General features: G+C 68.3%; 24 protein-coding genes. 23 read left to right on the top strand and 1 reads right to left on the bottom strand.

Features of this window, described 5'->3' with window-relative positions; genetic code table 11:
- Positions 1 to 77: 77 nt before the first annotated feature.
- From ACWGO6_RS12505 to uvrB, 9 genes are all read left to right on the top strand, one after another.
- Positions 78 to 929, top strand: coding sequence for an ABC transporter ATP-binding protein (locus ACWGO6_RS12505; protein WP_136042148.1), 852 nt, complete (start codon positions 78 to 80; stop codon positions 927 to 929).
- A complete protein-coding gene (locus ACWGO6_RS12500; protein ID WP_452326854.1) occupies positions 926 to 1966 on the top strand; it encodes an aliphatic sulfonate ABC transporter substrate-binding protein in 1041 nt (346 codons plus the stop codon). Before ACWGO6_RS12505 ends, ACWGO6_RS12500 begins: the two co-directional genes overlap by 4 nt.
- Entirely contained in the window at positions 1963 to 2820 is an 858-nt protein-coding gene (locus ACWGO6_RS12495) for an ABC transporter permease (protein WP_240745084.1), read from the top strand. The genes ACWGO6_RS12500 and ACWGO6_RS12495 overlap by 4 nt, the downstream gene beginning before the upstream one ends.
- On the top strand, positions 2811 to 4817 hold the full coding sequence (acs, locus tag ACWGO6_RS12490; RefSeq protein ID WP_452326853.1) for an acetate--CoA ligase: 2007 nt from the start codon (positions 2811 to 2813) through the stop codon (positions 4815 to 4817). The genes ACWGO6_RS12495 and acs overlap by 10 nt, the downstream gene beginning before the upstream one ends.
- The gene (locus ACWGO6_RS12485; RefSeq protein ID WP_136042145.1) at positions 4814 to 6118 is read left to right on the top strand and encodes an O-acetylhomoserine aminocarboxypropyltransferase/cysteine synthase family protein; all 1305 of its coding nucleotides are present in this window, start codon (positions 4814 to 4816) and stop codon (positions 6116 to 6118) included. Before acs ends, ACWGO6_RS12485 begins: the two co-directional genes overlap by 4 nt.
- Positions 6115 to 6699: a CoA-binding protein gene (locus tag ACWGO6_RS12480; RefSeq protein ID WP_452326852.1), complete on the top strand. Its 585-nt coding sequence runs from the start codon at positions 6115 to 6117 to the stop codon at positions 6697 to 6699. The genes ACWGO6_RS12485 and ACWGO6_RS12480 overlap by 4 nt, the downstream gene beginning before the upstream one ends.
- A 32-nt stretch (positions 6700 to 6731) precedes the next feature.
- Positions 6732 to 7331: a dephospho-CoA kinase gene (gene coaE, locus ACWGO6_RS12475; protein WP_452326851.1), complete on the top strand. Its 600-nt coding sequence runs from the start codon at positions 6732 to 6734 to the stop codon at positions 7329 to 7331.
- Positions 7332 to 7487: 156 nt separating this feature from the next.
- The gene (locus ACWGO6_RS12470) at positions 7488 to 8030 is read left to right on the top strand and encodes a hypothetical protein (protein ID WP_452326850.1); all 543 of its coding nucleotides are present in this window, start codon (positions 7488 to 7490) and stop codon (positions 8028 to 8030) included.
- Between the two features lie 37 nt (positions 8031 to 8067).
- Positions 8068 to 10140, top strand: coding sequence for an excinuclease ABC subunit UvrB (gene uvrB / locus ACWGO6_RS12465; RefSeq protein WP_136042142.1), 2073 nt, complete (start codon positions 8068 to 8070; stop codon positions 10138 to 10140).
- Between the two features lie 67 nt (positions 10141 to 10207).
- On the opposite strand, the gene ACWGO6_RS12460 is transcribed toward uvrB, so the two are convergent.
- On the bottom strand, positions 10208 to 10450 hold the full coding sequence (locus ACWGO6_RS12460) for a hypothetical protein (RefSeq protein WP_136042141.1): 243 nt from the start codon (positions 10448 to 10450) through the stop codon (positions 10208 to 10210).
- Positions 10451 to 10495: 45 nt separating this feature from the next.
- Here ACWGO6_RS12460 and ACWGO6_RS12455 point away from each other — a divergent pair, with 45 nt between their 5' ends.
- From ACWGO6_RS12455 to tpiA, 14 genes are all read left to right on the top strand, one after another.
- Positions 10496 to 10939 carry a MarR family winged helix-turn-helix transcriptional regulator gene (locus tag ACWGO6_RS12455; RefSeq protein WP_136042140.1) on the top strand — a complete coding sequence of 148 codons (444 nt, stop codon included), beginning with the start codon at positions 10496 to 10498 and terminating at the stop codon, positions 10937 to 10939.
- Positions 10940 to 11008: 69 nt separating this feature from the next.
- Positions 11009 to 11764, top strand: coding sequence for a DUF4129 domain-containing protein (locus ACWGO6_RS12450; RefSeq protein WP_136042139.1), 756 nt, complete (start codon positions 11009 to 11011; stop codon positions 11762 to 11764).
- Positions 11761 to 12285: a hypothetical protein gene (locus tag ACWGO6_RS12445; protein WP_205820319.1), complete on the top strand. Its 525-nt coding sequence runs from the start codon at positions 11761 to 11763 to the stop codon at positions 12283 to 12285. Before ACWGO6_RS12450 ends, ACWGO6_RS12445 begins: the two co-directional genes overlap by 4 nt.
- Complete coding sequence (locus ACWGO6_RS12440; RefSeq protein ID WP_136042138.1) at positions 12272 to 13243, top strand: AAA family ATPase; 972 nt, start codon at positions 12272 to 12274, stop codon at positions 13241 to 13243. The genes ACWGO6_RS12445 and ACWGO6_RS12440 overlap by 14 nt, the downstream gene beginning before the upstream one ends.
- The gene (locus ACWGO6_RS12435; protein ID WP_452326849.1) at positions 13240 to 14553 is read left to right on the top strand and encodes a DUF58 domain-containing protein; all 1314 of its coding nucleotides are present in this window, start codon (positions 13240 to 13242) and stop codon (positions 14551 to 14553) included. The genes ACWGO6_RS12440 and ACWGO6_RS12435 overlap by 4 nt, the downstream gene beginning before the upstream one ends.
- Before the next feature lie 44 nt (positions 14554 to 14597).
- Positions 14598 to 15134: a hypothetical protein gene (locus tag ACWGO6_RS12430; protein WP_136042136.1), complete on the top strand. Its 537-nt coding sequence runs from the start codon at positions 14598 to 14600 to the stop codon at positions 15132 to 15134.
- Between the two features lie 9 nt (positions 15135 to 15143).
- The gene (gene uvrA, locus ACWGO6_RS12425; RefSeq protein ID WP_136042135.1) at positions 15144 to 18032 is read left to right on the top strand and encodes an excinuclease ABC subunit UvrA; all 2889 of its coding nucleotides are present in this window, start codon (positions 15144 to 15146) and stop codon (positions 18030 to 18032) included.
- A complete protein-coding gene (gene uvrC / locus ACWGO6_RS12420; RefSeq protein ID WP_136042134.1) occupies positions 18032 to 19936 on the top strand; it encodes an excinuclease ABC subunit UvrC in 1905 nt (634 codons plus the stop codon). The genes uvrA and uvrC overlap by 1 nt, the downstream gene beginning before the upstream one ends.
- Positions 19937 to 19970: 34 nt before the next feature.
- A complete protein-coding gene (gene rapZ, locus ACWGO6_RS12415) occupies positions 19971 to 20843 on the top strand; it encodes an RNase adapter RapZ (protein ID WP_136042133.1) in 873 nt (290 codons plus the stop codon).
- 67 nt (positions 20844 to 20910) lie between these two features.
- On the top strand, positions 20911 to 21888 hold the full coding sequence (gene whiA, locus ACWGO6_RS12410) for a DNA-binding protein WhiA (RefSeq protein ID WP_017202788.1): 978 nt from the start codon (positions 20911 to 20913) through the stop codon (positions 21886 to 21888).
- Positions 21889 to 22073: 185 nt separating this feature from the next.
- Positions 22074 to 22700, top strand: a complete 627-nt coding sequence (locus ACWGO6_RS12405) for a superoxide dismutase (RefSeq protein ID WP_029261619.1) — start codon at positions 22074 to 22076, stop codon at positions 22698 to 22700.
- Between the two features lie 115 nt (positions 22701 to 22815).
- Positions 22816 to 23826, top strand: coding sequence for a type I glyceraldehyde-3-phosphate dehydrogenase (gap, locus tag ACWGO6_RS12400; RefSeq protein WP_136042132.1), 1011 nt, complete (start codon positions 22816 to 22818; stop codon positions 23824 to 23826).
- Positions 23827 to 23836: 10 nt separating this feature from the next.
- Positions 23837 to 25051 carry a phosphoglycerate kinase gene (locus ACWGO6_RS12395; RefSeq protein ID WP_452326848.1) on the top strand — a complete coding sequence of 405 codons (1215 nt, stop codon included), beginning with the start codon at positions 23837 to 23839 and terminating at the stop codon, positions 25049 to 25051.
- Positions 25042 to 25833 (top strand): triose-phosphate isomerase, encoded by a 792-nt coding sequence (gene tpiA, locus ACWGO6_RS12390; RefSeq protein ID WP_136042130.1) that lies wholly within the window; start codon positions 25042 to 25044, stop codon positions 25831 to 25833. The genes ACWGO6_RS12395 and tpiA overlap by 10 nt, the downstream gene beginning before the upstream one ends.
- Positions 25834 to 25857 lie beyond the last annotated feature (24 nt).

Genomic DNA, 25857 nt, shown 5'->3' with positions numbered 1-25857 from the left:
TGGGTGCTGCTTCCGCTGCGTGACGGAACATTACGACGGCATTCGTAACAAACGACCCGCCCCGCCACCATGGGGATATGACTGCTCTTCTGCCTGCGTCGCGCACCGCCGGCGCTTCGTCGCCGGCAGGCACAGCGCAGGCCGTCCGACTCGACGGGATCGAGCGTTCCTTCGCGTTGCCGCGCGGGCGTCGGGATGTGCTCCGCGGCATCGACCTCGAGATCGCCGCAGGGGAGATCCTCGCGGTCGTCGGCCCTTCCGGGTGCGGGAAGTCCACCCTCCTCCGGCTCGTCGGCGGACTCGATGCTCCGACGCGCGGACGCATCCTCCTCGACGACATCGGCGTCGCCGACGTGGACGAGCGGACAGCCATCGCCTTCCAGGAGCCGCGACTGCTCCCATGGCGCACCATCGCCCAGAACGTCGAGCTGGGGCTGCCGCGAGGCACTGCCCGCCGTGTCGGCCGCGAGCGAGTGCACGAACTGCTGCATCTCGTGGGACTCGAGCATGCGGCCGACCAGCGCCCGCGCGAGGTCTCCGGCGGTATGGCCCAGCGCGCCTCCCTTGCCAGGGCTCTCGCGCGAAACCCCGGCGTGCTGCTGCTCGACGAACCGTTCGGCGCGCTCGATGCGCTGACGCGCCTGCGCATGCACGACCTGCTGCTGAAGATCCATTCTGCGGAGCCCACCACGATCCTGCTGGTCACCCACGATGTCGAAGAGGCGCTCTACCTCGCCGACCGCGTGCTGCTCCTGCAGACCCTGGATGACACGGGAACCGACGGCGAACCGTCCGTCGCCCGCACCATCTCCGTGCCGGGCGTCCGCCCCCGCGACCGCGCAGATCGCGGTCTCGCTGACCTGCGCGCCGACCTTCTCGAAGGCCTCGGCGTCGACACCCACCACCGCATCACCGAGGAGTCCCGATGAGCATCACCACCCGCCGAATCATCCCCGCGATCGCGATCGCCGGGACGATGATGCTCGTCGCGACAGGCTGTGTGGCGGGGGAGAACGCCGGGGCGGCCGACACGAAGCCCACCTCCGGTACGACCGATTGGTCATCCGACACCCTGTCGATCGACTTCGCCACCTACAACCCGCTGAGCCTGGTGATCAAGGACCAGGGCATCCTCGAGGAGATCCTCGGTGATGGCGTCGAGGTCGAGTGGGTGCAGTCCGCCGGCTCGAACAAGGCCAACGAACTGCTGCGCTCCGGCTCGGTCGACGTCGGCTCGACGGCAGGATCGGCAGCGCTGCTCGCCCGCGCGAACGGCTCGCCGATCCAGGTGATCGACATCTTCTCGCAGCCCGAGTGGGCAGCCATCGTCGTCGGCCCGGACAGCGACATCACGTCGGTCGAGGAGCTCAAGGGCGCGTCGATCGCAGCCACCAAGGGCACCGACCCGTACTTCTTCCTGCTGCAGGCGCTGGAAGAGGGGGGCCTGTCGCTCTCCGACGTGGAGGTGCAGAACCTGCAGCACGCCGACGGCCGGGCTGCGCTCGACGGTGGCTCGGTGGACGCATGGTCGGGGCTCGACCCCATCATGGCCGCGGCCGAGGTGGAGTCGGGCGACCAGCTCATCTACCGCAACGTCGACTTCAACACCTACGGCTTCCTGAACGCGACCGAGGACTTCATCACCAACCACCCCGACCTGGCGCAGGCCGTCGTCGACGCGTACGAGCAGGCCCGCGAGTGGGCGCTCGAGAACCCCGAGGAGACCGCCGCGCTGCTCGCCGAGGTCGCCGGCATCGACGCCGGCGTCGCCACCACCGTGATCGAGGAGCGCTCGAACCTCGACGTGAGCGGGATCCCCGGTGACGACCAGATCGCGGTGCTCGAGAAGATCGCACCCGTGCTCGTCGAATCCGGTGACGTGCAGGGCGGCAAGGACTCCGTCGACAAGGCGCTGTCGTCGATCGTGAACGACACGTTCGCGAAGAAGGCGGTCGACGGCGAGTGACGATTCCCGACCGACTGATCGTTCCCGAGGAATCCCGGGACGCGCTCGACTTCGCGAAGGGCCGCTACCGGCGTCCCGATGTCGGCGCTCGGCGCTCGTGGGACCGGCCGGGCGTGCGGATCATCGCCGGGCTCCTGCTGCCCGTGATCATCCTGGTGGCCTGGCAGATCGTGACGACCAGCGGGATGGTGCCGCCGTACCGCCTGCCCACACCGGCGTCGGTGTTCCAGGCGGGCGTGGAGCTGGCCGAGACCGGACAGCTCTGGACGCATATCGCGATCTCCGTGCAGCGCGTGCTGCTCGGCTTCGCGATCGGATCCGTCATCGGGCTCGCGGTCGCCGGCGTCGTCGGACTCTCTCGCCTGGGGGATGTGCTCCTCAGCCCGACGCTCACCGCGTTGCGCGCAGTGCCGTCGCTCGCCTGGGTGCCGCTCCTCATCCTCTGGATGCAGATCGGCGAGGAGTCGAAGGTCACGCTGATCGCGATCGGCGCGTTCTTCCCCGTCTACACGACGGTCTCGTCGGCGCTCCGGCATGTGGACCCGCAGCTCGTCGAGGCAGGAAGGTCGTTCAGCCTGCGCGGCTGGTCGCTGTTCCGCATCGTGCAGCTGCCGGCGGTGGTGCCCTCCGTCGTGTCCGGACTCCGGCTGGCGCTCGCACAGGCCTGGCTGTTCCTCGTCGCGGCCGAGCTCATCGCGGCGTCCATGGGACTGGGCTTCCTGCTGACCGAGTCTCAGAGCAGTGGCCGCGTCGACCGCATCCTGCTCTCCATCGTGCTGCTCGCCGTGCTGGGAACGCTCACCAACGCGGTCCTCGTGCTGGTCGAGAAGTACCTGCTGCGCCGGTGGGTGTGAGCGTGACCGAGGCACGACTGCAGGAATCGCGCGTCTACCCGGCTGCCGGATTCACGGACGCGAACGTGACCGCCGAGGCGTACGCGCGGGCCGCTGCCGACCCCGTCGCGTTCTGGGAAGAGGCCGCGCGCCGACTGGACTGGTCCGAGCCGTGGCACACCGCCCACGAGTGGGATCCGCCGGTCGGCGATGCCGTTCCGGCCGCCCGCTGGTTCCTCGGCGGCAGGCTCAACGTGGCCGTCAACTGCGTGGACCGCCATGTGCTCGCCGGACGCGGCGACAAGGTCGCGCTGCACTTCGAGGGTGAGCCGGGCGACCGCCGCTCGGTCACCTACGCCGAGCTGCAGCACCGCGTGTCGCAGGCCGCCAACGCGCTCGTCGCCCTCGGCATCCGTCCCGGCGACCGCGTCGTCATCTACCTCCCTGTGCTGGTCGAGACGATCGTGATCACTCTCGCCTGTGCGCGCGTCGGCGCGGTGCACTCGCTCGTGTTCGGCGGCTTCTCCGCCGAGGCCGTGCGGTTCCGTCTCGCCGACACCGGCGCGAAGTTGCTCGTCACCAGCGACGGTCAGTATCGCCGCGGAACCGCCACCGAGGTGAAGTCGACGGCCGATGCGGCCGCGGCGGATCTCCCCGACCTCGAGCACGTACTCGTGCTGCGCCGCACCGGACAGGACGTCCCGTGGACGGACGGTCGCGACGTCTGGTGGCATGACGTCGTCGACACGGCGTCGCCCGTGCACGAGGCGGAGTCCTTCGACGCCGAGCATCCGCTCTTCATCATCTACACGTCCGGCACCACCGGAAAGCCGAAGGGGCTGGTGCACACGTCCGGCGGGTATCTGACGCAGGCGAGCTGGGCGCACTGGGCCCACTTCGACGCGAAGCCCGACGACGTGCACTGGTGCACCGCAGACCTCGCGTGGGTCACGGCGCACACCTACGAGATCTACGGTCCGCTCTCGAACGGGCTCACGCAGGTCATCTACGAAGGCACGCCCGACGCCCCGCATCGGGAGCGCCACCTCGAGATCATCGAACGCTACGGGGTGACCGTCTACTACACGGCGCCCACGCTGATCCGCACGTTCATGACCTGGTTCGGGGCGGACCTGCCCGCGGGACACGACCTCTCCACGCTGCGGCTGCTCGGCACTGTCGGCGAGGCGATCAACCCCGAAGCCTGGGTGTGGTTCCGGCGCAACTTCGGCCGCGACGAGCTGCCCGTCATCGACACCTGGTGGCAGTCGGAGACCGGCGCGGCGATGATCGCCCCGCTTCCGGGCGTCACCGCTCTCAAGCCCGGATCGGCCTCTGTCCCGCTCCCCGGTATCGATGTGGCCGTGGTGGACGAGCGGGGCGACGAGGTCGCGCCCGGCCGGTCGGGGACTCTCGTTGTGCGCAGACCCTGGCCCGGAATGGCCAGGACCGTCTGGGGTGACCCCGCACGCTATCGCGACGCCTACTGGTCGACGTTCGCGGGTCGGGGTGCGCACGGCGGCTTCTACGTGGCCGGCGACGGAGCGACCAGGGATGCCGACGGGTACATCTGGATCCTCGGCCGACTCGACGACGTCGTGAACGTCTCGGGACACCGACTCTCCACCATCGAGATCGAATCTGCGCTGGTCGCACACGACACCGTGGGGGAGGCGGGGTCTGCCGGCGTGTCCGATCCGGTCACCGGACAGGCCGTCGTCGCCTTCGTGACCCCGTCCGGCCGAGCCGAGATCACGCCCGCCGACCTGCGCGCGCAGGTCGCCCAGGCCATCGGTCCCGTCGCCAAGCCGAAGCACATCGTCATCGTGCCCGATCTGCCGAAGACCCGCTCGGGCAAGATCATGCGCAGACTCCTGGCACAGTTGTGGGAGGCCGAGCAGGATCGCAGAGCCGGCCGCGACGCCGAGCCCCTCGGCGACACCACGTCGCTGCAGAACCCCTGGGCCGTCGCCGACATCGCCGACGTGCTCACCGCCGCCGAACTGAGGACAGCATGACGGAAGAACACCGCTTCGGATTCCGCACCAGAGCCCTGCACGCCGGAGGCACGCCCGACGCGGCGACCGGTGCACGGGCGGTGCCGATCTACCAGACGACATCGTTCGTGTTCGAGGACGCGGCGGATGCCGGCAACCTGTTCGCCCTGCAGAAGTACGGCAACATCTATTCACGGATCGGCAACCCCACGGTCGCCGCGCTGGAGGAGCGTCTGGCTTCGCTCGAAGGCGGCATCGGCGCTGTTGCGACCGCCTCGGGGATGAGTGCGGAGTTCATCACGTTCGCGGCTCTCGTCGGTGCGGGTGACCACGTCGTCGCGGCGGCACAGCTCTACGGCGGGACGGTGACGCAACTTGATGTGACGCTGCGGCGTTTCGGCGTCGAGACGACCTTCGTCGCCTCGACCGACCCGGCGGACTACGCGGCGGCCATCCGACCGGAGACCAAGGTCGTCTACGTCGAGATGATCGGCAACCCTTCGGGGGAGATCGCCGACATCGAGGGGCTGGCCGCCGTCGCCCACGAGGCCGGGGTTCCCCTCGTCGTCGATGCGACGCTCGCCACGCCGTACCTGGCGCGGCCGCTCGAGCACGGTGCCGACATCGTGATCCACTCCGTGACGAAGTTCCTGGGCGGACACGGGACGACCCTCGGCGGCGTCGTCATCGAGAAGGGCACGTTCGACTGGGGCAACGGCAAGTTCCCGCAGATGACCGAACCCGTCGACTCCTACGGCGGCATCAAATGGTGGGACAACTTCGGCGAGTACGGGTTCCTCACCAAGCTGCGCTCGGAGCAGCTGCGCGACATCGGTCCGGCCCTGAGTCCGCAGTCGGCCTTCAACCTTCTCCAGGGGATAGAGACGTTGCCGCAGCGCATCGACGCGCACCTCGCGAACGCGCGCATCGTCGCCGACTGGCTCGCCTCCGACCCGCGGGTCGCCTATGTGACGTGGGCGGGTCTCGAAGGGCATCCGCATCATGAGCGCGCGGCCAAGTACCTCCCGCTCGGCCCCGGCTCGGTCTTCGCGTTCGGCGTCGCGGCGGACGACGGTCGGGCCGCGGGGGAGGCGCTCATCGAGAACCTGCAGCTCGCCTCGCACCTCGCGAACATCGGCGATGCGCGCACGCTCGTGATCCACCCGGCCTCGACGACGCACCGCCAACTCACCGAGGCGCAGCTCGTCGCCGCCGGTGTGCGCCCGGACCTGATCCGCATCTCGGTGGGTCTCGAAGACGCCGAGGACATCATCTGGGATCTCGACCAGGCACTCACAACAGCGACGGGAGCGAACCGATGAGCGAGACGCAGACGACCTCCGCGGATTCCTGCGCCGTTCCGGCGGTGGCGGATGCCGTCGCGTGCGCACTGCCTGGCGTGCCCGCGGCTCACCCCGAGCGGAACTGGGCGGGGCCGAGCCAGCAGGAGCGCTTCGGGCTGCTCCGGAAGGCCACGTCGATCGCGATCGTGGGAGCGTCGAACAATCCGGCACGGGCGTCGTACTTCGTGGCGACCTATCTGCTTTCCAGCACGTCGTACGACGTCTACCTCGTCAACCCGCGCGAGACCGAGATCCTCGGGCAACCGGTCTATGCGTCGCTGAGCGACCTCCCTGTGGTCCCCGACATCGTGGACGTGTTCCGCCGGCACGACGACCTGCCCGGCGTCGCGCAGGAGGCGATCGACGCGGGCGCGCAGACACTGTGGCTGCAGCTGGGCTCGTGGAACGAGGAGGCGGCGGCGATCGCCGAGGCGGCCGGACTGTCGGTCGTGATGGATCGCTGCATCAAGATCGAGCACGCGCGGTTCCACGGCGGTCTGCACCTCGCGGGGTTCGACACCGGCGTGATCAGTTCGCGGCGCCAGCTGCTCGCCCGCTGACCGCTGGCCGCATCGAAACATAGACTGGCGAGATGCCACTCATCGCGCTCACCGGCGGCATCGCGTCGGGGAAATCGACCATCGCCCGGCGACTGGCGGAGCACGGAGCGGTGATCGTCGACGCCGATCAGATCGTCCGCGACGTGCAGGCACCGGGCTCGCCGGTGCTGGAGCGGATAGCGGAGACGTTCGGGGCGTCGGTGATCGACGGTGAGGGGGCGCTCGATCGAGCGGCCCTGGGCGCGAAGGTCTTCGGAGCCCCCGAACTCCTCCGGCAGTTGAACGCGATCGTGCACCCGGCCGTGCGAGAGGAGTCGCAGCGCGGATTCGACGCGGCGTTCGCGGCGGATGAGGATGCCGTGGTCGTGTACGACGTCCCCCTGCTCGTCGAGGCGCGGGTCGATGATCCGTGGGACCTGGTCGTCGTCGCGCACGCTCCCGCGTCGGAACGGCTCCGACGACTGATCGAGCTGCGCGGCATGGAAGAGCAAGCTGCGCGGGAGCGGATCGATGCGCAGGTCTCCGACGAGACGCGACTCGCCATCGCGGACGTCGTGATCGACACGGCAGGCACCCTGGCGCACACGCACGAGCAGGTCGACGCGCTCTGGGAGCGGATCCGGCGCGGCTGACCGTCTCCGGGCGCGCTTCGCGATGCGGGTGGAGCGGTGGCCGGCTTCCCGCTCAGGGGGCCGGGCGTCGCTGGTATTCTGGTTGTGGGCGTGGGGACGCACCAGGGGATGGTCTGCTGGGGGATAGCTTTTCCGCGCGCTCTGGGGAGTGGAGAAGTGACTCACGACAACCGCGGAATCTCGCGTCGGACCCTCGTGGCGGGCGCAGCCTGGTCGGTGCCGGTCATCGCCGCAGCGGTGGCATTACCGCTGGCGGCAGCGAGCGGGAGCAACACCAGCAACTATCTGGCGAACTACTACTGGGACGCCGAAGCCCAGGGCGGCTACACGTCGCTCGTGCCGGCGGCCGGCGAGCTCAGGGCGACCTTCAGCACGCAGATCAGCTATCGGTCCCAGCCCGACTGGGTGAATCCTCCGGCCGGCGCGTCGCTCGTGGTCGTCGTCGAGTTCAGCTCACCCGTGACGCTCGACTCCGGTCCGTCCGTCGGGTCATGGACTCCGGTCCCTGCGGGCGGTTCCTCCGCACGGACGTTCACCTTCACGAAGACGCCGGCGAGCTTCGGCGATTCGCTGACGTTCAACGTGATCGGCTCCGCCGCCGGGACGCTCACCTCGACGGCCACGATGGGACTCTTGGGTGGCGGCACGACCACCTGGTCGTCGGAGCCGTCGGCGAAGACGGCCACCATCGTCGCCTGACGGCCTCGATGTCGGAGGGGCGGCATACGCTGGAGGTATGCAACCCACGCGCAGTGTCCGCCCCTTCGAGGTCATCAGCGAGTACGAGCCTGCCGGCGACCAGCCGCAGGCGATCGCCGACCTGGCGGCGCGCATCAACGCGGGCGAGACCGACGTCGTGCTGCTCGGCGCGACGGGTACCGGTAAGTCGGCGACGACGGCCTGGCTCGTCGAACAGGTACAGCGGCCGACCCTCGTGCTGGCGCACAACAAGACGCTCGCAGCCCAACTGGCCAACGAGTTCCGCGAGCTCATGCCGAACAACGCCGTCGAGTACTTCGTCTCGTATTACGACTACTACCAGCCCGAGGCCTACGTCCCGCAGACCGACACCTTCATCGAGAAGGACTCGTCGATCAACTCCGAGGTCGAGCGGCTGCGGCATTCGACGACCAACTCGCTGCTCAGTCGTCGCGACGTGATCGTGGTCTCTACGGTGTCGTGCATCTACGGACTCGGTGCCCCCGAAGAGTACCTGCGCGCCATGGTGGCTCTGCAGGTGGGCGAGCGGTACGACCGCGACGCGCTGATCCGCCAGTTCATCGCGATGCAGTACAACCGCAACGACGTCGACTTCTCGCGCGGCAACTTCCGGGTGCGCGGCGACACGATCGAGATCATCCCCGTCTACGAAGAGCACGCCATCCGCATCGAGCTGTTCGGCGACGAGATCGAGGCCCTCTACTCACTCCACCCGCTCACGGGCGAGGTCATCGAGAAGCTCGACGCCGTCCCCATCTTCCCGGCGTCCCACTACGTGGCCGGCACCGACGTGATCCAGCGATCCATCGGCACGATCGAGCACGAGCTGGAGGAGCGTCTGGCCGAGTTCGAGCGGCAGGGCAAGCTCCTCGAGGCGCAGCGTCTGCGCATGCGCACCACCTTCGACCTCGAGATGCTGCAGCAGCTGGGCTTCTGCTCGGGAATCGAGAACTACTCGCGTCACATGGACGGGCGCATGCCGGGGGAGCCGCCGCACACGCTCCTCGACTTCTTCCCCGACGACTTCCTCCTGGTGATCGACGAGTCGCACGTCACGGTGCCGCAGATCGGTGCGATGTACGAGGGAGACGCATCCCGCAAGCGCACCCTCGTCGACCACGGCTTCCGGCTTCCGAGCGCGATGGACAACCGTCCGCTCCGATGGGACGAGTTCAAGAACAGGATCGGGCAGACCGTCTACCTGTCGGCCACGCCCGGTAAGTACGAGATGGGCATCGCCGACGGAATCGTCGAGCAGATCATCCGCCCGACCGGCCTCGTCGACCCGCACATCGTGGTCAAACCGTCGAAGGGTCAGATCGACGACCTGCTCGAGGAGATCCGCGTGCGCGTCGAGCGTGACGAGCGCGTTCTCGTCACGACCCTCACGAAGAAGATGGCAGAGGAGCTGACCGACTTCCTCGGCGAGCACGGCGTGCGAGTGCGGTACCTGCATTCCGACGTCGACACGCTCCGTCGTGTCGAACTCCTCAGCGAGCTGCGTGCCGGCGTGTACGACGTGCTGGTCGGCATCAACCTGCTGCGTGAAGGCCTCGATCTTCCCGAGGTCTCCCTTGTGGCGATCCTGGACGCCGACAAAGAGGGCTTCCTGCGATCGGGGACGTCGCTCATCCAGACCATCGGTCGTGCCGCTCGAAACGTCTCGGGCGAGGTGCACATGTACGCCGACAAGATGACGGACTCGATGGCGAAGGCGATCGAGGAGACGGACCGTCGTCGCGAGAAGCAGGTCGCGTACAACAAGGAGCACGGCATCGACCCGCAGCCTCTCCGCAAGCGCATCGCCGACATCACCGAGGTGCTCGCCCGCGAAGGTGCAGACACGGCGGAGATGATGTCGGGGCGCGGCCGCGCGTCGGGGAAGGGCAAGTCCCCGACGCCCAACCTGCGCCGCACCGGCATCGCGGCCGAGGGCGCGCAGCAACTCGAAGCAACGATCCAGGATCTGTCCGACCAGATGCTCGCGGCGGCGGCGGAGCTCAAGTTCGAGCTGGCCGGACGTCTGCGCGACGAGGTGCAGGACTTGAAGAAGGAGCTCCGGGCGATGGAACGCGCGGGGCACGCGTAGGCGGGGCCGCGGGGCGTCGCGCGGGTGGCCGCCGGTTCGACGCCCGGCGCTCTCGGCTCAGACTGGCCTAGGGGCAGTGCATCAGAGGCTTCGGTCCCGATCGGTCGATCTCGTGCTGGGTCATCGGAGCACCGCACAGCGGACACGCGCGTTCGGCGCGCTCTGCCGGGCTCGGCGGAGGAGTCTTCTCGTACGGGCCGACGGAGGCGGGGCCGGCGAACCGGATGAGGTTCGTGTTCACCCAGGAGTAGAGGCCACCGGCCTCGCGGATGCGGGTGCGAAGGGGCGGGCGGTCGGGGTCCTGTGCCATGTTGCTTAGTGTACTAACGATTAGTGCAGATGTATAGTTTTCCGTGTGACGGCTACAGACGACCTGCTCAAGCTGGAGAACCAGCTGTGCTTCGCCCTGGTGACCGCGGCACGAAACGTCGTCGCCCTCTACCGCCCCATCCTCGAGCCCCTGGGCCTCACGCACCCGCAGTACCTCGTGATGCTCGCACTGTGGGAGAAGGCGCCGCGGACGCTGAACGATCTCGCCCTGGATCTCGCCATGGAACCTGCGACCGCGTCGCCCCTGGTGAAGCGGCTCGAAGCAGAAGGACTCGTCGCCCGGCAGCGGAGCAGTGAGGACGAGCGGCGACTGGAGATCACGCTGACAGCGGCAGGCGCGGCACTGCGCGAGCGTGCCGTCGACGTTCCCCATCAGGTCATGGCGGCGGTCGGCATGGGCATCGACGAGATCGCTGCGCTCCGCGACGGCCTCGGTCCGTTCGCCGGGCGGCGCCCGGACCTCGGCTGAGCCCGAAGATCCCGGCCGCTGAGCGCGCCAGGGAACGACTCCCCGGGATCTGCGTCCTATGGTGGAGTCATGTCGCGCCACGAAGCCCCGGTTTCCGGGGACCGGCGCGTCGGCGACTCTCGCGTGGCCCGGGTTCTACTGCCTCTGGTGACGGTCGCGGGTCTCTTCGTCGTCCTGATGTTCATCGCTGCGCAACAGGGCCTTCCGCAGTTCCGCCCGCTGCCGGGCAGCGAGGCGGAGCCGGTGGACGGGGTGACCAGCGAACCCGCACCCGTTGCGACGCCGCCCGTGCCCACGCAGGAGCCCGAGGATTCTCCGCTGCGTGACGTCATCGGCGCGATCATGGCGACCCTCGTCGCGATCGCGGTCCTGACGCTGCTGTTCTTCGGCGCGAGGATCCTGATCCGCCACCTGCGCGGTCTCTGGCGGGATCGACCGTTCGCACAGCGCGAGGGCGCCGATATCGACGCATCGGCCATGGGCGCCACCGAGGTGGAGGCCGAGCCCGACACGGCGACCATCCGACGAGGGATCGATCAAGCGCTGCGGGTGATCGACCTCGACCCGGAACCGGGAGACAGCATCGTCGCGGCCTGGGTCGGCCTGGAAGAATCGGCGGCTGATGCCGGTGCCGGTCGCGCGCCCAACGAGACGCCGTCCGAGTTCACCGTCCGGATCATCGGAAGGCGAGAGGGCATCTCCGCCGACGTCATCATGCTGCTCGGACTGTATGAGCGGGTCCGTTTCGGCGGTCTCGTCGCGGGCGAACACGACCGTGCCACGGCAGCGTCCTGTCTGCGCGGCATCCAGGCAGGGTGGCGATGACGGGGCGGCTCATCCTCGTCGGGGGCGGGGCAGTGGTCGCGGGCGTGGTCCTCGTGCTGCTCGTCGTGCTCGGCGCGCCGGTGATGTTCGCCGTCTCCTGGCTGCTGCTCGTGCTGACGATCGCGCTCGTCGGTCGCCAGGTCTTCTTCGACGAGGGTTCCGGCTGGCCTCCGGAGCGACGACGACGCGCCGAGCGCGGCTCCGAGGTGTCGCGTCTCGCCTGGTCGATCAACTCGCGCACGGGCCTCGCCGGGCATGTGGTCGTTCGTCGAGTGCAGAACGTGCTGCGGCGCCGACTGGCGCTCCGGGGTCTCGACCTCGACGATCCCTCCCACTACGCGATGATCGACGCGCTTCTCGGGCGGGGCGTGCGTGACGCGCTGCACAAGCGCGAGGTTCACGCCGCCGATCTCGAACAGGTCCTCGATGCGGTCGAGCGCATCGCGGACGACTCCGCCGCGAACACAGAGCCGAAGACCGCCGTGAGGCCGGAACAGAGGAGAACCGATGAACACGGATGAGATCACACGGATCGCCGCTCTCGGCCGCCGCGTGCGGGAGAGCGTCGGCACCGCCGTCGTCGGAATGGACGAGCCCCTGACGATCGCCCTGGCCGCGATCTTCGCCGGAGGCCACGTGCTGTTCGAAGATGTCCCGGGGCTCGGCAAGACACTCGCCGCACGGAGCCTGGCCTCCGCGCTGGGCCTGGACTTCCGCCGATTGCAGTGCACGCCGGACATGCTTCCCGGAGATGTCACCGGGTCGTACGTCTATGCTCCGGCGACGGGCGAGTTCCAGTTCCGCCCCGGGCCCATCTTCACCGGGCTGCTGCTGGCGGACGAGATCAACCGCACCACCCCCAAGACGCAGTCGGCGATGCTCGAGGCGATGGCCGAGCATCAGGTCACCGTCGAGGGGAACAGATTCCCGCTGCCCCGGCCGTTCCACGTCATCGCCACGTCGAATCCGATCGAGTACGAGGGAACCTACGCGCTTCCCGAGGCTCAGCTCGACCGCTTCATGGTGCGGCTCTCGATCGGCTACCCCGCGGGTGCCGACGAAACCCGCATCATCCTGGACCGCGTGCGACGGCAGTCGCCGGACGTATCCGTCGAGCCTGTCGTCGATGCCGAAGGCCTGCTGGCGATCCAACGAGCGGTGGAGCGGATCCACGTCGACGAGGACGTCGCCGGCTACTGCGTCGAGCTGGTCCGCGGCACGCGCGAGGCGACGAATGTGTCGGTCGGCGCCTCTCCCCGCGGTTCGCAGTCGCTGGTGCTGCTCGGACGCGCTCTCGCGGCGCTGGAGGGGCGGGCGTATGTGCGACCGGACGACATCAAACGCATCGCGGAGCCCGTGCTGGCGCATCGCCTGACTCTCACTCCGCAGGCCTGGGCACAGGGCGTGGATCCCCGTTCGGTGGTCGCGTCGGTCGTCGCCAAGACCTCGGTGCCGCCGACAGTCTCCGCGGTGCGATGACCGATCCGATCCGCGTCACCGAGCACGCGACGCTCCCGTGGCGGCGGACACCCGTCGTCGCGATCGGCCTGGCCGGAGCCGCGCTGCTCGTCGCCGTCGGTCTCGCGTTCTCGCGGCCGGATGTGGTCGGCATCGGACTTCCACTCGCGCTGACGACGGCGTGGATGCTGATACGCCGGCCCGCCACGGCCGAGCTGCGGGTGGAAGTGCGTGCGCAGCGCGGTGAGGACGGGGAGCGATCGGAGGCTCGCGCCGAGGTCGAGGTCCAGGTCGACGCTGACTGGGTACAGCTCGCGGTCGAACAGGACAGTGGACCGCAGCGACTCGCCGACGTCGTGGCGGGTCCCTCGGTGCTCACCGCGAGGACGCGCCTGCAGCACTCTGGTCCGCTGGACCTGCTGAGCATGACCGCTCGGTGCGTGGCGCAGGACGGCGCATGGATCACCGATGAGGCTCCGCGCGTGGGGATCCGGTGGAAGACGCCGCCCCGGGTTCGTCGTCTCGGTCGGTTGCCGGTCGCACCGCGGCTCTCAGGTCTTCACGGCGCACACGAGGGGGCGCGCCCGGGACAGGGCGGCGACTTCCGCGACATCCATCCGTTCGCGCCTGGCGACGAACTGCGCCGCGTCGACTGGCGTGCCACCGCCCGGGCCGCCCGGCGGCCCGGTGAGCTCCTCGTGCGCCGCAACAACACTCTGAGCGACTCGTCGGTCGTCATCGCCATCGACACCGCAGAGGATCTCGGCTCGGTCGTGGCGGGCTGGGGTGCCGACGACCCCGACCGGTCCGGTGCGACCTCGTTGGATCTCGCCCGCGAAGCGGCGCTGTCGATCGCCGCCTCGGCCCTCGGTGAGGGGGACAGGGTCGCCTACCACGCGCTGTCGAGCGGGGGCCGGAGCATTCCTTCCGGGGGAGGAGCACGACACCTCGCCCGGCTGCGCGATGTCATCGCCGCGACCGGGCCGAGTACCGACGGCTCGGCATATCGCCGTTCGCCCGTCGTCCCCTCGGGGTCCATCGTGTTCGTGCTCTCGACCTTCTTCGACGGGGTGGCCGCTCAGCTGGCCACGCGATGGCGCTCTGCAGGCCACGCGGTCGTCGCGGTGGACGTGCTTCCGACGCCGGACGAGTCGCGGCTCAGGCGGGAGCAGCGCATCGCGTTGCGCACAGTCCTCGCGGAACGGACCGACATCCTGACCGAGCTGCGCCATACGGGCATCGAGGTGGTGCCGTGGGCGGCGCCCGACGTCGACGCCGAGATGCGACTGGCGGCGCTTCGCCAGCAGCGGATGAGGGCCGTGCGCCGATGAGTGCCGCGGTCCGCCGAATCCGGGTACCGGGTGCCGTACCGGGGATGACGATCCGGCTGCTCGTCGTCGGCGTCGTGTGGGTCGGTGCGGTGACGCTGATCCCGTTCCCTCTCTGGCAGGGGATCGCGGTGGTCGCGGCCGTGGTCTCCGCCGTGATCCCTCGCACGCTCGCGGCGTGGGCCGCTGCGGCCTGCCTCCCGTTCGGGGTGATCCTCACGGAGCCGTCTCCCGGCCGGACGGCTCTCGCGCTCCTGCTCGTGCACGCCGTGCACGTCCTCGCCTCGCTCAGCCTGGTCGTGCCGATGAGATCGCGCCTCGCGCTGCGGGTGCTCCGACCGACCCTTCAGCGCTTCGTCGTCGTGCAGCTCCTGTCGCAGCCATTGGTGTTCGCGATGTGGCTGCTCGCTCCGCGCGGTGTCGACGACGGTACAGCGTGGTTCGCTCCGATCGCCGCTGCCGTGCTCGTCGCAGGAGTGCTGCTCGCACTGTGGGCTGCGAGACGGGCGGATGCCGAACCGACGCGAACGGACCCGGAGGGAGCAGAACCGGGAGTCGGAGCCGATGTCCGTGGTCCCTCGTAGACTTGTTCGGTGCCCATCGTCCCCGTTGCTTCCCCAGGAAAACTCAGTGTCCGCGGTGCCCGCGTCCACAATCTCAAGAATGTCGACATCGACATCCCGCGCGACTCACTGGTCGTGTTCACCGGCCTGTCCGGGTCGGGCAAGTCGAGTCTCGCGTTCGACACGATCTTCGCCGAAGGGCAGCGTCGCTACGTCGAATCGCTGAGCGCGTACGCGCGCCAGTTCCTCGGTCAGGTCGACCGGCCCGACGTCGACTTCATCGAGGGGCTCAGCCCGGCCGTCTCCATCGACCAGAAGTCGACCAACCGCAACCCGCGGTCGACCGTCGGCACCATCACCGAGATCTACGACTACATGCGTCTGCTCTGGGCGCGCATCGGCATCCCGCACTGTCCCGAGTGCGGTGAGCGCATCCAGCGTCAGACCGTGCAGCAGATCGCCGATCAGCTCATGGAGCTTCCGGAGCGCACGCGCTACCAGGTGGTCGCGCCCATCGTCTCCCAGAAGAAGGGCGAGTTCGTCGACCTGTTCCGCGAACTCGGCGCGAAGGGCTATTCGCGTGCCATCGTCGACGGCGAGCTCATTCAACTCGCCGAGCCGCCGACGCTCAAGAAGAGCTACAAGCACGACATCGCGGTGGTCGTCGACCGGCTCGTGGCGTCTGATGACATCCTGGGCCGCGTGACCGATTCGGTCGAGACGGCGCTCGGGCTCGCCGGCGGAGTGGTGCAGATCAACTACGTCGACGGCGAGGGCGACGACGCATGGCAGACGTTCTCCGAGAAGCTGGCCTGCCCGAACGGGCATGCGCTCACGCTCACCGAGATCGAACCGCGCACGTTCTCGTTCAACGCGCCGTTCGGTGCATGCCCGGCGTGCTCCGGGCTCGGCACCCGCATGTCGGTCGACGTCGACCTGATGCTGGGCGACGAAGACCTCTCGATCCGCGAGGGCGTCATCATCCCCTGGACCACCCAGGGCAAGGGGCTCTTCCAGTACTACGAGCGTCTGCTCGAGGGACTCTCCCGCGATCTGGACTTCTCGCTGGACACCCCGTGGCGCAAGCTGCACTCCGAGGTGCAGAACGCGATCCTGCGCGGCGAGAACTACAAGGTGACCGTCAAGTGGAAGAACCGCTACGGGCGCGAGATGCGCTACGCGTCGGGGTTCGAGGGCGTGGTCCCCTACATCGAGCGGCAGTACCTGCAGGCCGAGTCCGACAACCAGCGCAGCCGGTGGGGCGAGTACCTCCGCGAGGTGCCGTGCCCGGTCTGCGACGGCAATCGCCTCAAGCCCGAGGTGCTGGCCGTGCAGGTGCACGGCCACTCCATCGCCGAGGTCTCGCACCTCAGCCTCGCCGACGCCCGCGCGTTCATGGAGACGCTCACCCTCACCGATCGTGAAGCCAAGATCGCCGCCCAGGTGCTGCGCGAGATCCGTCTGCGGCTCGACTTCCTGCTGCAGGTCGGGCTCTCCTACCTCAACCTCAGCCGCTCCGCGGGTTCCCTTTCCGGTGGAGAGGCTCAGCGCATCCGCCTGGCCACGCAGATCGGCTCCGGTCTGACCGGCGTCCTCTACGTGCTCGACGAGCCGTCGATCGGACTCCACCAGCGCGACAACCGACGCCTCATCGAGACGCTGCTCACGCTGCGCGACCTCGGCAACACGCTGATCGTCGTCGAGCACGACGAAGAGACCATCGAAGCGGCCGACTGGGTGGTCGACATCGGCCCGGGCGCCGGCGTCAACGGCGGCGAGGTCGTGCATTCGGGGCCGTATTCGGCTCTGCTCGACGACAGCGACTCGATGACGGGGGAGTACCTCTCCGGTCGCCGCGAGATCCCCATGCCGACCAAGCGCCGCAAGATCGACAAGAAGCGGATGCTGAGCGTGGTCGGGGCTCGGGCCAACAACCTCCGCAATGTCACGGCCGACTTCCCCCTGGGCGTGCTCACCGCCGTCACCGGGGTCAGCGGCTCCGGCAAGTCCTCGCTCGTGAACGACATCCTGTACCAGGTGCTCGCGTCGCGGCTGAACGGCGCTCGCACGGTCCCCGGCAAGCACACGCGCGTCACCGGACTCGACAACCTCGACAAGGTCGTGCACGTCGACCAGGCGCCGATCGGCCGCACCCCGCGGTCGAACCCCGCCACGTACACGGGAGTGTTCGATCGCATCCGCACACTCTTCAGCGAGACACCGGAGGCGAAGGTCCGCGGCTATCAGCCCGGTCGCTTCAGCTTCAACGTCAAGGGTGGCCGCTGCGAGGCGTGCTCCGGCGACGGCACGATCAAGATCGAGATGAACTTCCTGCCCGATGTGTACGTCGACTGCGAGGTCTGCCACGGCAAGCGCTACAACCGCGACACCCTCGCCGTGCACTACAAGGGCAAGAACATCGCCGAGGTGCTCGAGATGCCGATCGAGGAGGCCGCGGAGTTCTTCGAGCCGATCCAGGCGATCCACCGCTACATGAAGACGCTCGTCGACGTCGGGCTGGGCTACGTCCGACTCGGACAGTCGGCCACGACGCTCTCGGGCGGAGAGGCGCAGCGCGTCAAGCTCGCCACCGAGCTCCAGCGCCGCAGCAACGGACGCAGCATCTACGTGCTCGACGAGCCGACGACGGGTCTGCACTTCGAAGACGTGCGGAAGCTCCTCGAGGTTCTGAACGGTCTGGTCGACAAGGGCAACACCGTGATCGTCATCGAGCACAACCTCGATGTGATCAAGTCGGCCGACTGGGTGATCGATCTCGGCCCCGAGGGCGGTTCCGGCGGTGGCCAGATCGTCGCCACGGGCACCCCGGAGCAGATCGCACGCGTCGAGGCGAGCCACACCGGGCTGTTCCTCGGCGAGATCCTGGGTGAGGGGCGCTCCGCGCGGAAGGCCAGCTGATGGCCGACGTACTGCCGTACAAGCCGCGGACGGGAGAGATCCCGACCGATCCCGGCGTGTACCGCTTCCGTGATGCGTCCGGCCGGGTGCTCTATGTCGGCAAGGCGAAGAACCTGCGTCAGCGGTTGTCGAACTATTTCGCCCCGCTACGCACGCTCCACGAGCGCACCCGGCGCATGGTCACGACGGCGGCGTCCGTCGAGTGGACGGTCGTCCCGACGGACGTCGACTCGCTGCAGCTGGAGTACATGTGGATCAAGGAGTTCGATCCGCCGTTCAACGTGCGCTACAAGGACGACAAGTCATATCCCTTCATGGCGGTGACGCTCGCCGATGAAGCGCCCAGGGTGATCGTCACGCGCAATCGCAAGATCCCCGGTGCGCGGTACTTCGGCCCGTTCCCGAAGGTGTGGGCGGTGCACGAGACGATCGATCTGATGATCAAGGCGTTCCCGATCCGCACCTGCAGCGACTCCAGCTACAAGCGCGCGATGCAGACCGGAAGGCCCTGTTTCCCCGGGCAGATCGGCAAGTGCGGTGGCCCGTGCTCGATGACGGTGACCATCGAGGAGCACCGGGCCATGGTCGATGACTTCGTGGCGTTCATGGCGGGCGGTGACGAGCGTTTCACCCGGGAACTCACCAAACGGATGCTGGCAGCGTCGGCGGCGATGGACTACGAGGCGGCGGCGAAGTATCGTGACAAGCTCTCGGCGATCGAAGCAGTGCTGGGCAAGAGCGCACTCGTGCTTCCGTCCGACGAGGACGCCGACCTCTTCGGCATCGCCGAGGACGAGCTGGCCGCCGCAGTGCAGCACTTCGTGATCCGCGGTGGCAGGGTCCGCGGTGTGCGTGCGCTCACCATCGAGAAGGAGATCGACATCTCGAGTGGCGATCTCGTCGAACAGGTGCTGCAGCAGGCGTACGGCGAGGCGCAGGACGTCCCTCGCCGCATCCTCGTCCCGACCCTGCCCGACGATGCTGCCGAACTCGAGGTGTGGCTGCGCGAACGTCGCGGAAAAAAGGTCGAGATCGCGGTCGCGCAGCGTGGCCAGCGGGCCGACCTCATGCGCACGGCGACGTTGAATGCGCAGCAGGCGCTGATCCGGTACAAGACCCGGCGCACGAGCGATTATGTCGCCCGCACGCAGGCGCTCACCGATCTGCAGGAAGCCTTGGGGATGTCCGAGGCCCCGCTGCGCATCGAGTGCTTCGACATCTCGCACCTCGGCGGAACGAACGTCGTGGCATCGATGGTGGTGTTCGAAGACGGCCTTCCTCGCAAGGACCAGTACCGCTCCTTCAACATCGCCGAGACGACGGATGACACCGACTCGATGTACCAGGTGCTGCGTCGTCGACTCGCCTACCTGGATCGTCCCGAGGAACCGGAGGTCATCGATCCGACGACCGACGGTGTCGTGGCGGAAGACGTGGGCGAGGTCACAGCGCGACGGAAGCCGCGATTCGCGTACCCGCCGCAGCTTCTGCTCGTCGACGGAGGGCAACCGCAGGTGGAAGCGGCGGCCCGCGCGCTCCGCGACGCCGGTCACACCGAGATCGCGGTGTGCGGTATCGCGAAGCGGTTGGAAGAGGTCTGGCTCCCCGGCGACGACTTCCCGGTGATCCTGCCGCGCACCAGCGAGGCGCTCTATCTGCTGCAGCGTCTTCGAGACGAGGCCCACCGCTTCGCGATCACGCACCAGCGCAAGCGACGCCGCAACGACATCTCCTCCGTACTCGCCGAAGTGCCGGGGCTCGGCGCCTCCCGCATCAAGGTGCTGCTCAAGCACTTCGGCTCGGTGACGGCGCTCCGCGCCGCCGAACCGGGCCAGATCGAAGAGGTGCAGGGAATCGGGCCGGTGCTCGCGCAGAACATTCATTCGCACCTGTCTACTCGCTAGGCTGGAGGCCGAGGGGGAGAGGGAGCACTGAGCAATGTCTGACGAGGAAAAGGGCGAATTCCTCATCGTCACAGGAATGTCCGGCGCGGGCCGGACGACAGTGGCGAATGCGCTCGAGGATCTCGGCTGGTACGTCGTCGACAACCTGCCGCCGCAGATCCTCCGGCCGCTGCTGGAGCTGACCGATATGGGAGGCAATGCCCTCCCGAAGGTCGCTGCCGTGGTAGATGTCCGTGGACGCAACCTCTTCGACGACTTCCCCGGCGTCGCACGTGCTCTCCGCTCTCGCGGGTCCGTCCGCGTGCTGTTCCTCGATGCGTCCGACGACGTGCTCGTGCGGCGCTTCGAGTCCGTGCGTCGCCCGCATCCGCTCCAGGGGGAAGGGACGCTGCTCGACGGCATCCGTATCGAGCGCACCAGGCTCGCGCCCATCCGCGAGGCTGCCGACCTGGTCATCGACACCTCGACGCTCAACATCCATCAGCTGGCGACGCAGGTCTCCGACATCTTCTCCGAGGAGGGCGCGGCACGTCACCGGGTGACGCTCCTCAGCTTCGGTTTCAAGTACGGACTCCCGACGGACGTGGACATCGTCGCCGACATGCGGTTTCTTCCCAACCCGTTCTGGAACGAAGATCTCCGCGGCTTGACCGGCCAGGACGAAACGGTCCGTGAGTACGTTCTCTCGCGCCCGGGGGCGATGGAGTTCCTGGATGCCTACTCGACCGCCCTCGTCCCGGTCCTCGAGGGGTATCAGCGGGAGAACAAGAGCCATTCCACGATCGCGATCGGTTGCACAGGAGGAAAACACCGTTCGGTCGCGATGTCGGAGGAGTTGGCGCGCCGCCTCTCCGCGATTCCGGGCGTCGCGGTCAGCGTCCGTCACCGCGATCTCGGCCGAGAATAGGGGTCCGCTCGGCCGAGTAAGCTGGACGTTTGCGCCGCGACCCGGCGCGTGAACGTGAAGGAGTGTCGTGGCACTAACCACCGACGTCAAGGCCGAGCTGGTCAGCATCCGCAATGCACCCCCGACGGTGCGAGTTGCGGAAGTCACCGCGATCCTCCGGTTCGCCGGTGGTCTGCATTCGATCGCCGGCCGTGTGGCCGTGGAGGCCGAGGTGGATGCCGAGACGCTCGCGCGCCGAGTCGCGCGTGACCTCGCCGAGATCTACGGCGTGCGCCCCGAGATCGCGCAGGTGCAGTCGAGTACCGCGAACGACGGCGCCCGGTGGGCTGTGCGGGTGATCGCCCAGGGTGAGACGCTCGCCCGTCAGACGGGGCTCCTCGACCAGCGGCGGCGCCCCGTGCGCGGGCTGCCGAACCGTCTCACGACCGGCTCCCGGGCCGAGGTCGCCGGTCTGTGGCGAGGTGCGTTCCTCGCTGCCGGCACCCTGAGCGAGCCGGGCCGCTCGGCGATGCTCGAGGTCGTCTGCCCGTCGTCCGAGGCCGCGATGGCGCTCGTCGGTGCGGCGCACCGGCTCGGCGTGGCCGCCAAGGCGCGCGAGGTGCGCGGTATGCCGCGCGTCGTCGTGCGTGAGGGCGAGGCGATCCGCACCATCCTCAACGAGATGGGAGCGCAGAAGACCGCCATCGCGTGGGAAGAGCTCCGTCAGCGCCGCGAGGTCCGAGCAGGGGTCAACCGTCTGGTGAACTTCGACGACGCGAACCTGCGCCGATCGGCGCAGGCAGCGGTCGCCGCGTGCGCTCGCGTGGAGCGCGCACTCGAGATCCTGGCCGACGAGGTGCCGGATCACCTCAAGGTCGCGGGAGAGCTGCGTCTTGCGCACCGGGACGCCAGCCTCGACGAGCTGGGCCACCACGCCGACCCGCCGCTGACGAAGGATGCCGTCGCCGGACGCATTCGCCGCCTGCTGGCGATGGCCGACAAGCGCGCCCAGCAGGAGGGCATCCCGGGGACCGAAGCCGCGGTTCCCGTCGGGCTCGACGTCTGACCCGCATCCTCGACGAAGACCCGCAGCCCGGCCACCGGACGGCGGGTCTTCGTCATATGGCGGAAGGTTCCGGGGCGCACCCGCGTTGTCGTCAGTAGGATGAAAGATGTCCGCTCTACGCCGCACATCGGCGGCGCGGAGGATCGGCAAGCGCCGCGGCGCGGCGCGGATTGGATGAAAGCGATATGGCGACCTACACGCTCCCCGACCTTCCCTACGACTTCGCAGCCCTCGAGCCGCACATCAGCGGCAAGATCATGGAACTGCACCATGACAAGCACCACGCAACCTACGTCGCCGGTGCGAACACCGCGCTCGACCAGCTCGCCGAGGCCCGTGAGAGCGGCAACCTCGCGAACGTCAACAAGCTCGAGAAGGATCTCGCCTTCAACCTCGGCGGTCACGTCAACCACTCGATCTTCTGGACGAACCTGTCGCCGAACGGCGGAGGCCAGCCCGAGGGCGAGCTGAAGGCGGCTATCGACGAGTACTTCGGCTCGTTCGAGAAGTTCCAGGCGCACTTCACGGCAGCGGCGACCGGCATCCAGGGCTCCGGCTGGGCCGTGCTCAGCTGGGACTCGATCGGCTCGCGCCTGATCATCCAGCAGCTGTTCGACCAGCAGTCGAACACGGCGCAGGGCACGATCCCGCTCTTCCAGCTCGACATGTGGGAGCACGCGTTCTACCTCGACTACCTCAACGTCAAGGCCGACTATGTCAAGGCGGCGTGGAACATCGCCAACTGGGAGAACGTCGCCCAGCGCCTCGAGGTCGCCCGCAAGCAGACGAACGGCCTGCTGGTACTGTCGTAATCGGGTCGCGTCCCGACGGGCCCCGGCTCGTCGGGACGCCCTCTCAGCCAAAAAACCCCGCGCTTCACTCATGCTGGAAAGCTGTGTGCAGTGCACGAGAAACAGGGAGACCTGAGTGTCTGTCAAGATCGGTATCAACGGCTTCGGCCGCATCGGACGCAACTACTTCCGCGCGGCTCTCGCGCAGGGAGCGGACCTTGAGATCGTCGCCGTCAACGACCTCACCGACAACAAGACCCTGGCGCACCTGCTGAAGTACGACTCGGTGGGCGGCGTCCTCGACGCCGAGATCAGCTACGACGATGAGAGCATCACCGTCAACGGCAAGAAGATCAAGGCCTTCGCCGAGCGCGACCCCGCAGGTCTCCCGTGGGGCGAGCTGGGCGTCGACATCGTCATCGAGTCCACCGGCTTCTTCACCAAGGCCGAGCTCGCCAAGAAGCACATCGAGGCCGGCGCGAAGAAGGTCCTCATCTCGGCTCCCGGCACCGGTGTCGACGGCACGTTCGTCATGGGCGTGAACGAGGACACGTACAACCCGGAGACGGATCACATCATCTCCAACGCGTCCTGCACCACCAACTGCCTTGCGCCGCTGGCGCAGGTCTTCAACGACGCGTTCGGTATCGACCGCGGCTTCATGATGACGGCTCACGCGTACACCGCCGACCAGAACCTGCAGGACGGCCCGCACAGCGACCTCCGTCGTGCACGCGCTGCCGCGATCAACATCACTCCGGCCTCGACCGGTGCCGCCAAGGCCATCGGCGAGGTGCTCCCGGAGCTCCAGGGCAAGCTGAGCGGCTCGTCGTACCGCGTGCCGGTTCCCACCGGCTCGATCGTCGACCTCACGCTGATCACCGACCGCGAGAACCTCACGGTCGACGAGGTCAACGAGGCGTACAAGAAGGCTGCTGCCGAGGGTCGTCTCGCCGGCTTCCTGCAGTACAACGAGGACCCGATCGTCTCGAGCGACATCGTGCACAACCCGCACTCGTCGATCTTCGACTCGACGCTCACCAACGTGAGCGGCAACCTGATCAAGGTCTCGAGCTGGTACGACAACGAGTGGGGCTACTCCAACCGTCTCGTCGACCTGACCGAGTACGTGGCCGAGCGCCTCTAAGCTCAGACACATGACTCTGCGCACCCTGGACACACTGGGGTCGCTCGAGGGCAAGCGCGTGATCGTCCGTTGTGATCTCAACGTCCCCCTGCGGGATGGGATCATCACGGACGATGGCCGTGTCCGCGCCTCGTTGCCGACCCTCAATGCACTCATCAACGCGGGCGCCCGCGTTGTCGTGTGCTCCCACCTCGGGCGGCCGGATGGCGCGCCCGACCCGCAGTACAGCCTGGAGCCGGTGGCTCAGCGGCTGTCGGAGCTGCTCGGTTCTCCGGTCGCGTTCGCCCGCGACACGGTCGGCCAGTCGGCGAAGGAAGCCGTCGCCTCGCTGGAGGACGGCGGGGTCGTCGTTATCGAGAACCTGCGGTTCAACGCGGGGGAGACCTCGAAGGACGACGCTGCGCGCGCCGCCTTCGCGGCGGAACTCGCGGAACTCGGCGACGTGCTCGTCTCCGACGGTTTCGGGGTCGTGCACCGCAAGCAGGCGAGCGTCTACGAGCTCGCCGAGCTGCTCCCGTCGGCGGCCGGTCTGCTGATCGCGGCCGAGCTCGACGTGCTCGACCGTCTGACCGAGAAGCCTGAGCGCCCCTACGCGGTCGTGCTCGGCGGCTCGAAGGTCAGCGACAAGCTCGGAGTCATCTCTCACCTGCTGCCGCGCGTCGACAAGATTCTCGTCGGCGGTGGAATGCTCTTCACCTTCCTGAAGGCGCAGGGTCATGCCGTGGCCTCCAGCCTGCTGGAAGAGGATCAGCTCGAGACGGTCCGCGGCTACATCGCGGAGGCGGCGGAACGCGGCGTGGAGCTCGTGCTCCCCACAGATGTCGTCGTCGCCGCATCCTTCGGTGCGGACGCCGCGCACGAAGTCGCCGCAGCAGACGCGATCGAGTCGACGCCGTTCGGTGCCTCCGGCATCGGACTCGACATCGGTCCGGAGACGGCAGCGCGCTTCGCCGAGGTCATCCGCGAGTCGAAGACTGTGTTCTGGAACGGTCCGATGGGCGTGTTCGAGTTCCCGGCGTTCGCTGCCGGCACCAAGACCGTCGCGCAGGCACTCACCGAGGTCGACGGCCTCAGCGTCGTCGGTGGCGGCGACTCCGCCGCGGCCGTGCGTCAGCTCGGATTCACTGACGACCAGTTCGGTCACATCTCGACCGGCGGCGGCGCGAGCCTCGAGTTCCTCGAGGGCAAGAAACTACCTGGGCTGGAGGTCCTCGGATGGGCGTGAACTCCCGTACCCCGCTGATCGCGGGAAACTGGAAGATGAATCTCGACCACCTTCAGGCGGTCGCGTTCGTGCAGAAGCTGCACTGGACGTTGAAGGATGCGAAGCACGAGGACGGATCCGTCGAGGTCGCGGTCTTCCCGCCCTTCACCGACATCCGCAGCGTCCAGACGCTCATCGACGCGGACAAGATCCCGTTCGCACTCGGTGCGCAGGACGTCTCGGCTCACGACTCCGGTGCATACACCGGCGAGGTCTCCGGGGCTTTCCTGGCGAAGCTCGACGCGAAGTACGTCATCATCGGCCACTCGGAGCGTCGTGAGTACCACGCCGAGGGCGACGATGTCGTGGCGGCCAAGGTGCAGGCGTCTCTCAAGCACGGCCTCGTGCCGGTGATCTGCGTCGGCGAGACCGCGGGCGACCTGGAGAAGTTCGGTGCCAGCGCCGTTCCGGTGTCGCAGCTCGAGGCCGCGCTCCAGGGCGTGTCGCCGAAGGCGGACATCGTCGTGGCGTACGAGCCCGTGTGGGCGATCGGCTCCGGCCAGGCCGCGACGCCTCAGCAGGCGCAGGACGTCTGCGCCGCTCTGCGCGCGGTCATCGCGAAGGTTCTCGGGGACGAGGCTGCGGCCCGCACCCGCATCCTGTACGGCGGCTCGGTCAAGGCGGCGAACATCGCCAGCTTCATGCGCGAGCCCGACGTGGACGGCGCACTCGTCGGCGGGGCGAGCCTCGTGGTGGACGAGTTCGCAGCGATCATCCGCTTCGAGAAGCACGTCGGCGTGTGAGTGCAGCGGGGCTGCGGCCCCGCT

The sequence above is a fragment of the Microbacterium sp. NPDC055665 genome (assembly GCF_053618035.1).
Note: the sequence above shows the minus strand (reverse complement) of the source record. Positions and strands in the feature narration are given on the sequence as shown.

What these genes read in the sequence shown, in the direction of transcription:
- ACWGO6_RS12435 (WP_452326849.1), top strand. Translation starts at nt 13,240, where the DNA reads ATGACCGATCCGATCCGCGTCACCGAGCACGCGACGCTCCCGTGGCGG.
- rapZ (WP_136042133.1), top strand. Translation starts at nt 19,971, where the DNA reads ATGTCTGACGAGGAAAAGGGCGAATTCCTCATCGTCACAGGAATGTCC.
- ACWGO6_RS12505 (WP_136042148.1), top strand. Translation starts at nt 78, where the DNA reads ATGACTGCTCTTCTGCCTGCGTCGCGCACCGCCGGCGCTTCGTCGCCG.
- ACWGO6_RS12500 (WP_452326854.1), top strand. Translation starts at nt 926, where the DNA reads ATGAGCATCACCACCCGCCGAATCATCCCCGCGATCGCGATCGCCGGG.
- ACWGO6_RS12430 (WP_136042136.1), top strand. Translation starts at nt 14,598, where the DNA reads ATGACGATCCGGCTGCTCGTCGTCGGCGTCGTGTGGGTCGGTGCGGTG.
- ACWGO6_RS12485 (WP_136042145.1), top strand. Translation starts at nt 4,814, where the DNA reads ATGACGGAAGAACACCGCTTCGGATTCCGCACCAGAGCCCTGCACGCC.
- uvrB (WP_136042142.1), top strand. Translation starts at nt 8,068, where the DNA reads ATGCAACCCACGCGCAGTGTCCGCCCCTTCGAGGTCATCAGCGAGTAC.
- ACWGO6_RS12460 (WP_136042141.1), bottom strand. Translation starts at nt 10,450, where the DNA reads ATGGCACAGGACCCCGACCGCCCGCCCCTTCGCACCCGCATCCGCGAG.
- ACWGO6_RS12480 (WP_452326852.1), top strand. Translation starts at nt 6,115, where the DNA reads ATGAGCGAGACGCAGACGACCTCCGCGGATTCCTGCGCCGTTCCGGCG.
- ACWGO6_RS12445 (WP_205820319.1), top strand. Translation starts at nt 11,761, where the DNA reads ATGACGGGGCGGCTCATCCTCGTCGGGGGCGGGGCAGTGGTCGCGGGC.
- ACWGO6_RS12450 (WP_136042139.1), top strand. Translation starts at nt 11,009, where the DNA reads ATGTCGCGCCACGAAGCCCCGGTTTCCGGGGACCGGCGCGTCGGCGAC.
- tpiA (WP_136042130.1), top strand. Translation starts at nt 25,042, where the DNA reads ATGGGCGTGAACTCCCGTACCCCGCTGATCGCGGGAAACTGGAAGATG.
- coaE (WP_452326851.1), top strand. Translation starts at nt 6,732, where the DNA reads ATGCCACTCATCGCGCTCACCGGCGGCATCGCGTCGGGGAAATCGACC.
- ACWGO6_RS12440 (WP_136042138.1), top strand. Translation starts at nt 12,272, where the DNA reads ATGAACACGGATGAGATCACACGGATCGCCGCTCTCGGCCGCCGCGTG.
- ACWGO6_RS12395 (WP_452326848.1), top strand. Translation starts at nt 23,837, where the DNA reads ATGACTCTGCGCACCCTGGACACACTGGGGTCGCTCGAGGGCAAGCGC.
- ACWGO6_RS12405 (WP_029261619.1), top strand. Translation starts at nt 22,074, where the DNA reads ATGGCGACCTACACGCTCCCCGACCTTCCCTACGACTTCGCAGCCCTC.
- uvrC (WP_136042134.1), top strand. Translation starts at nt 18,032, where the DNA reads ATGGCCGACGTACTGCCGTACAAGCCGCGGACGGGAGAGATCCCGACC.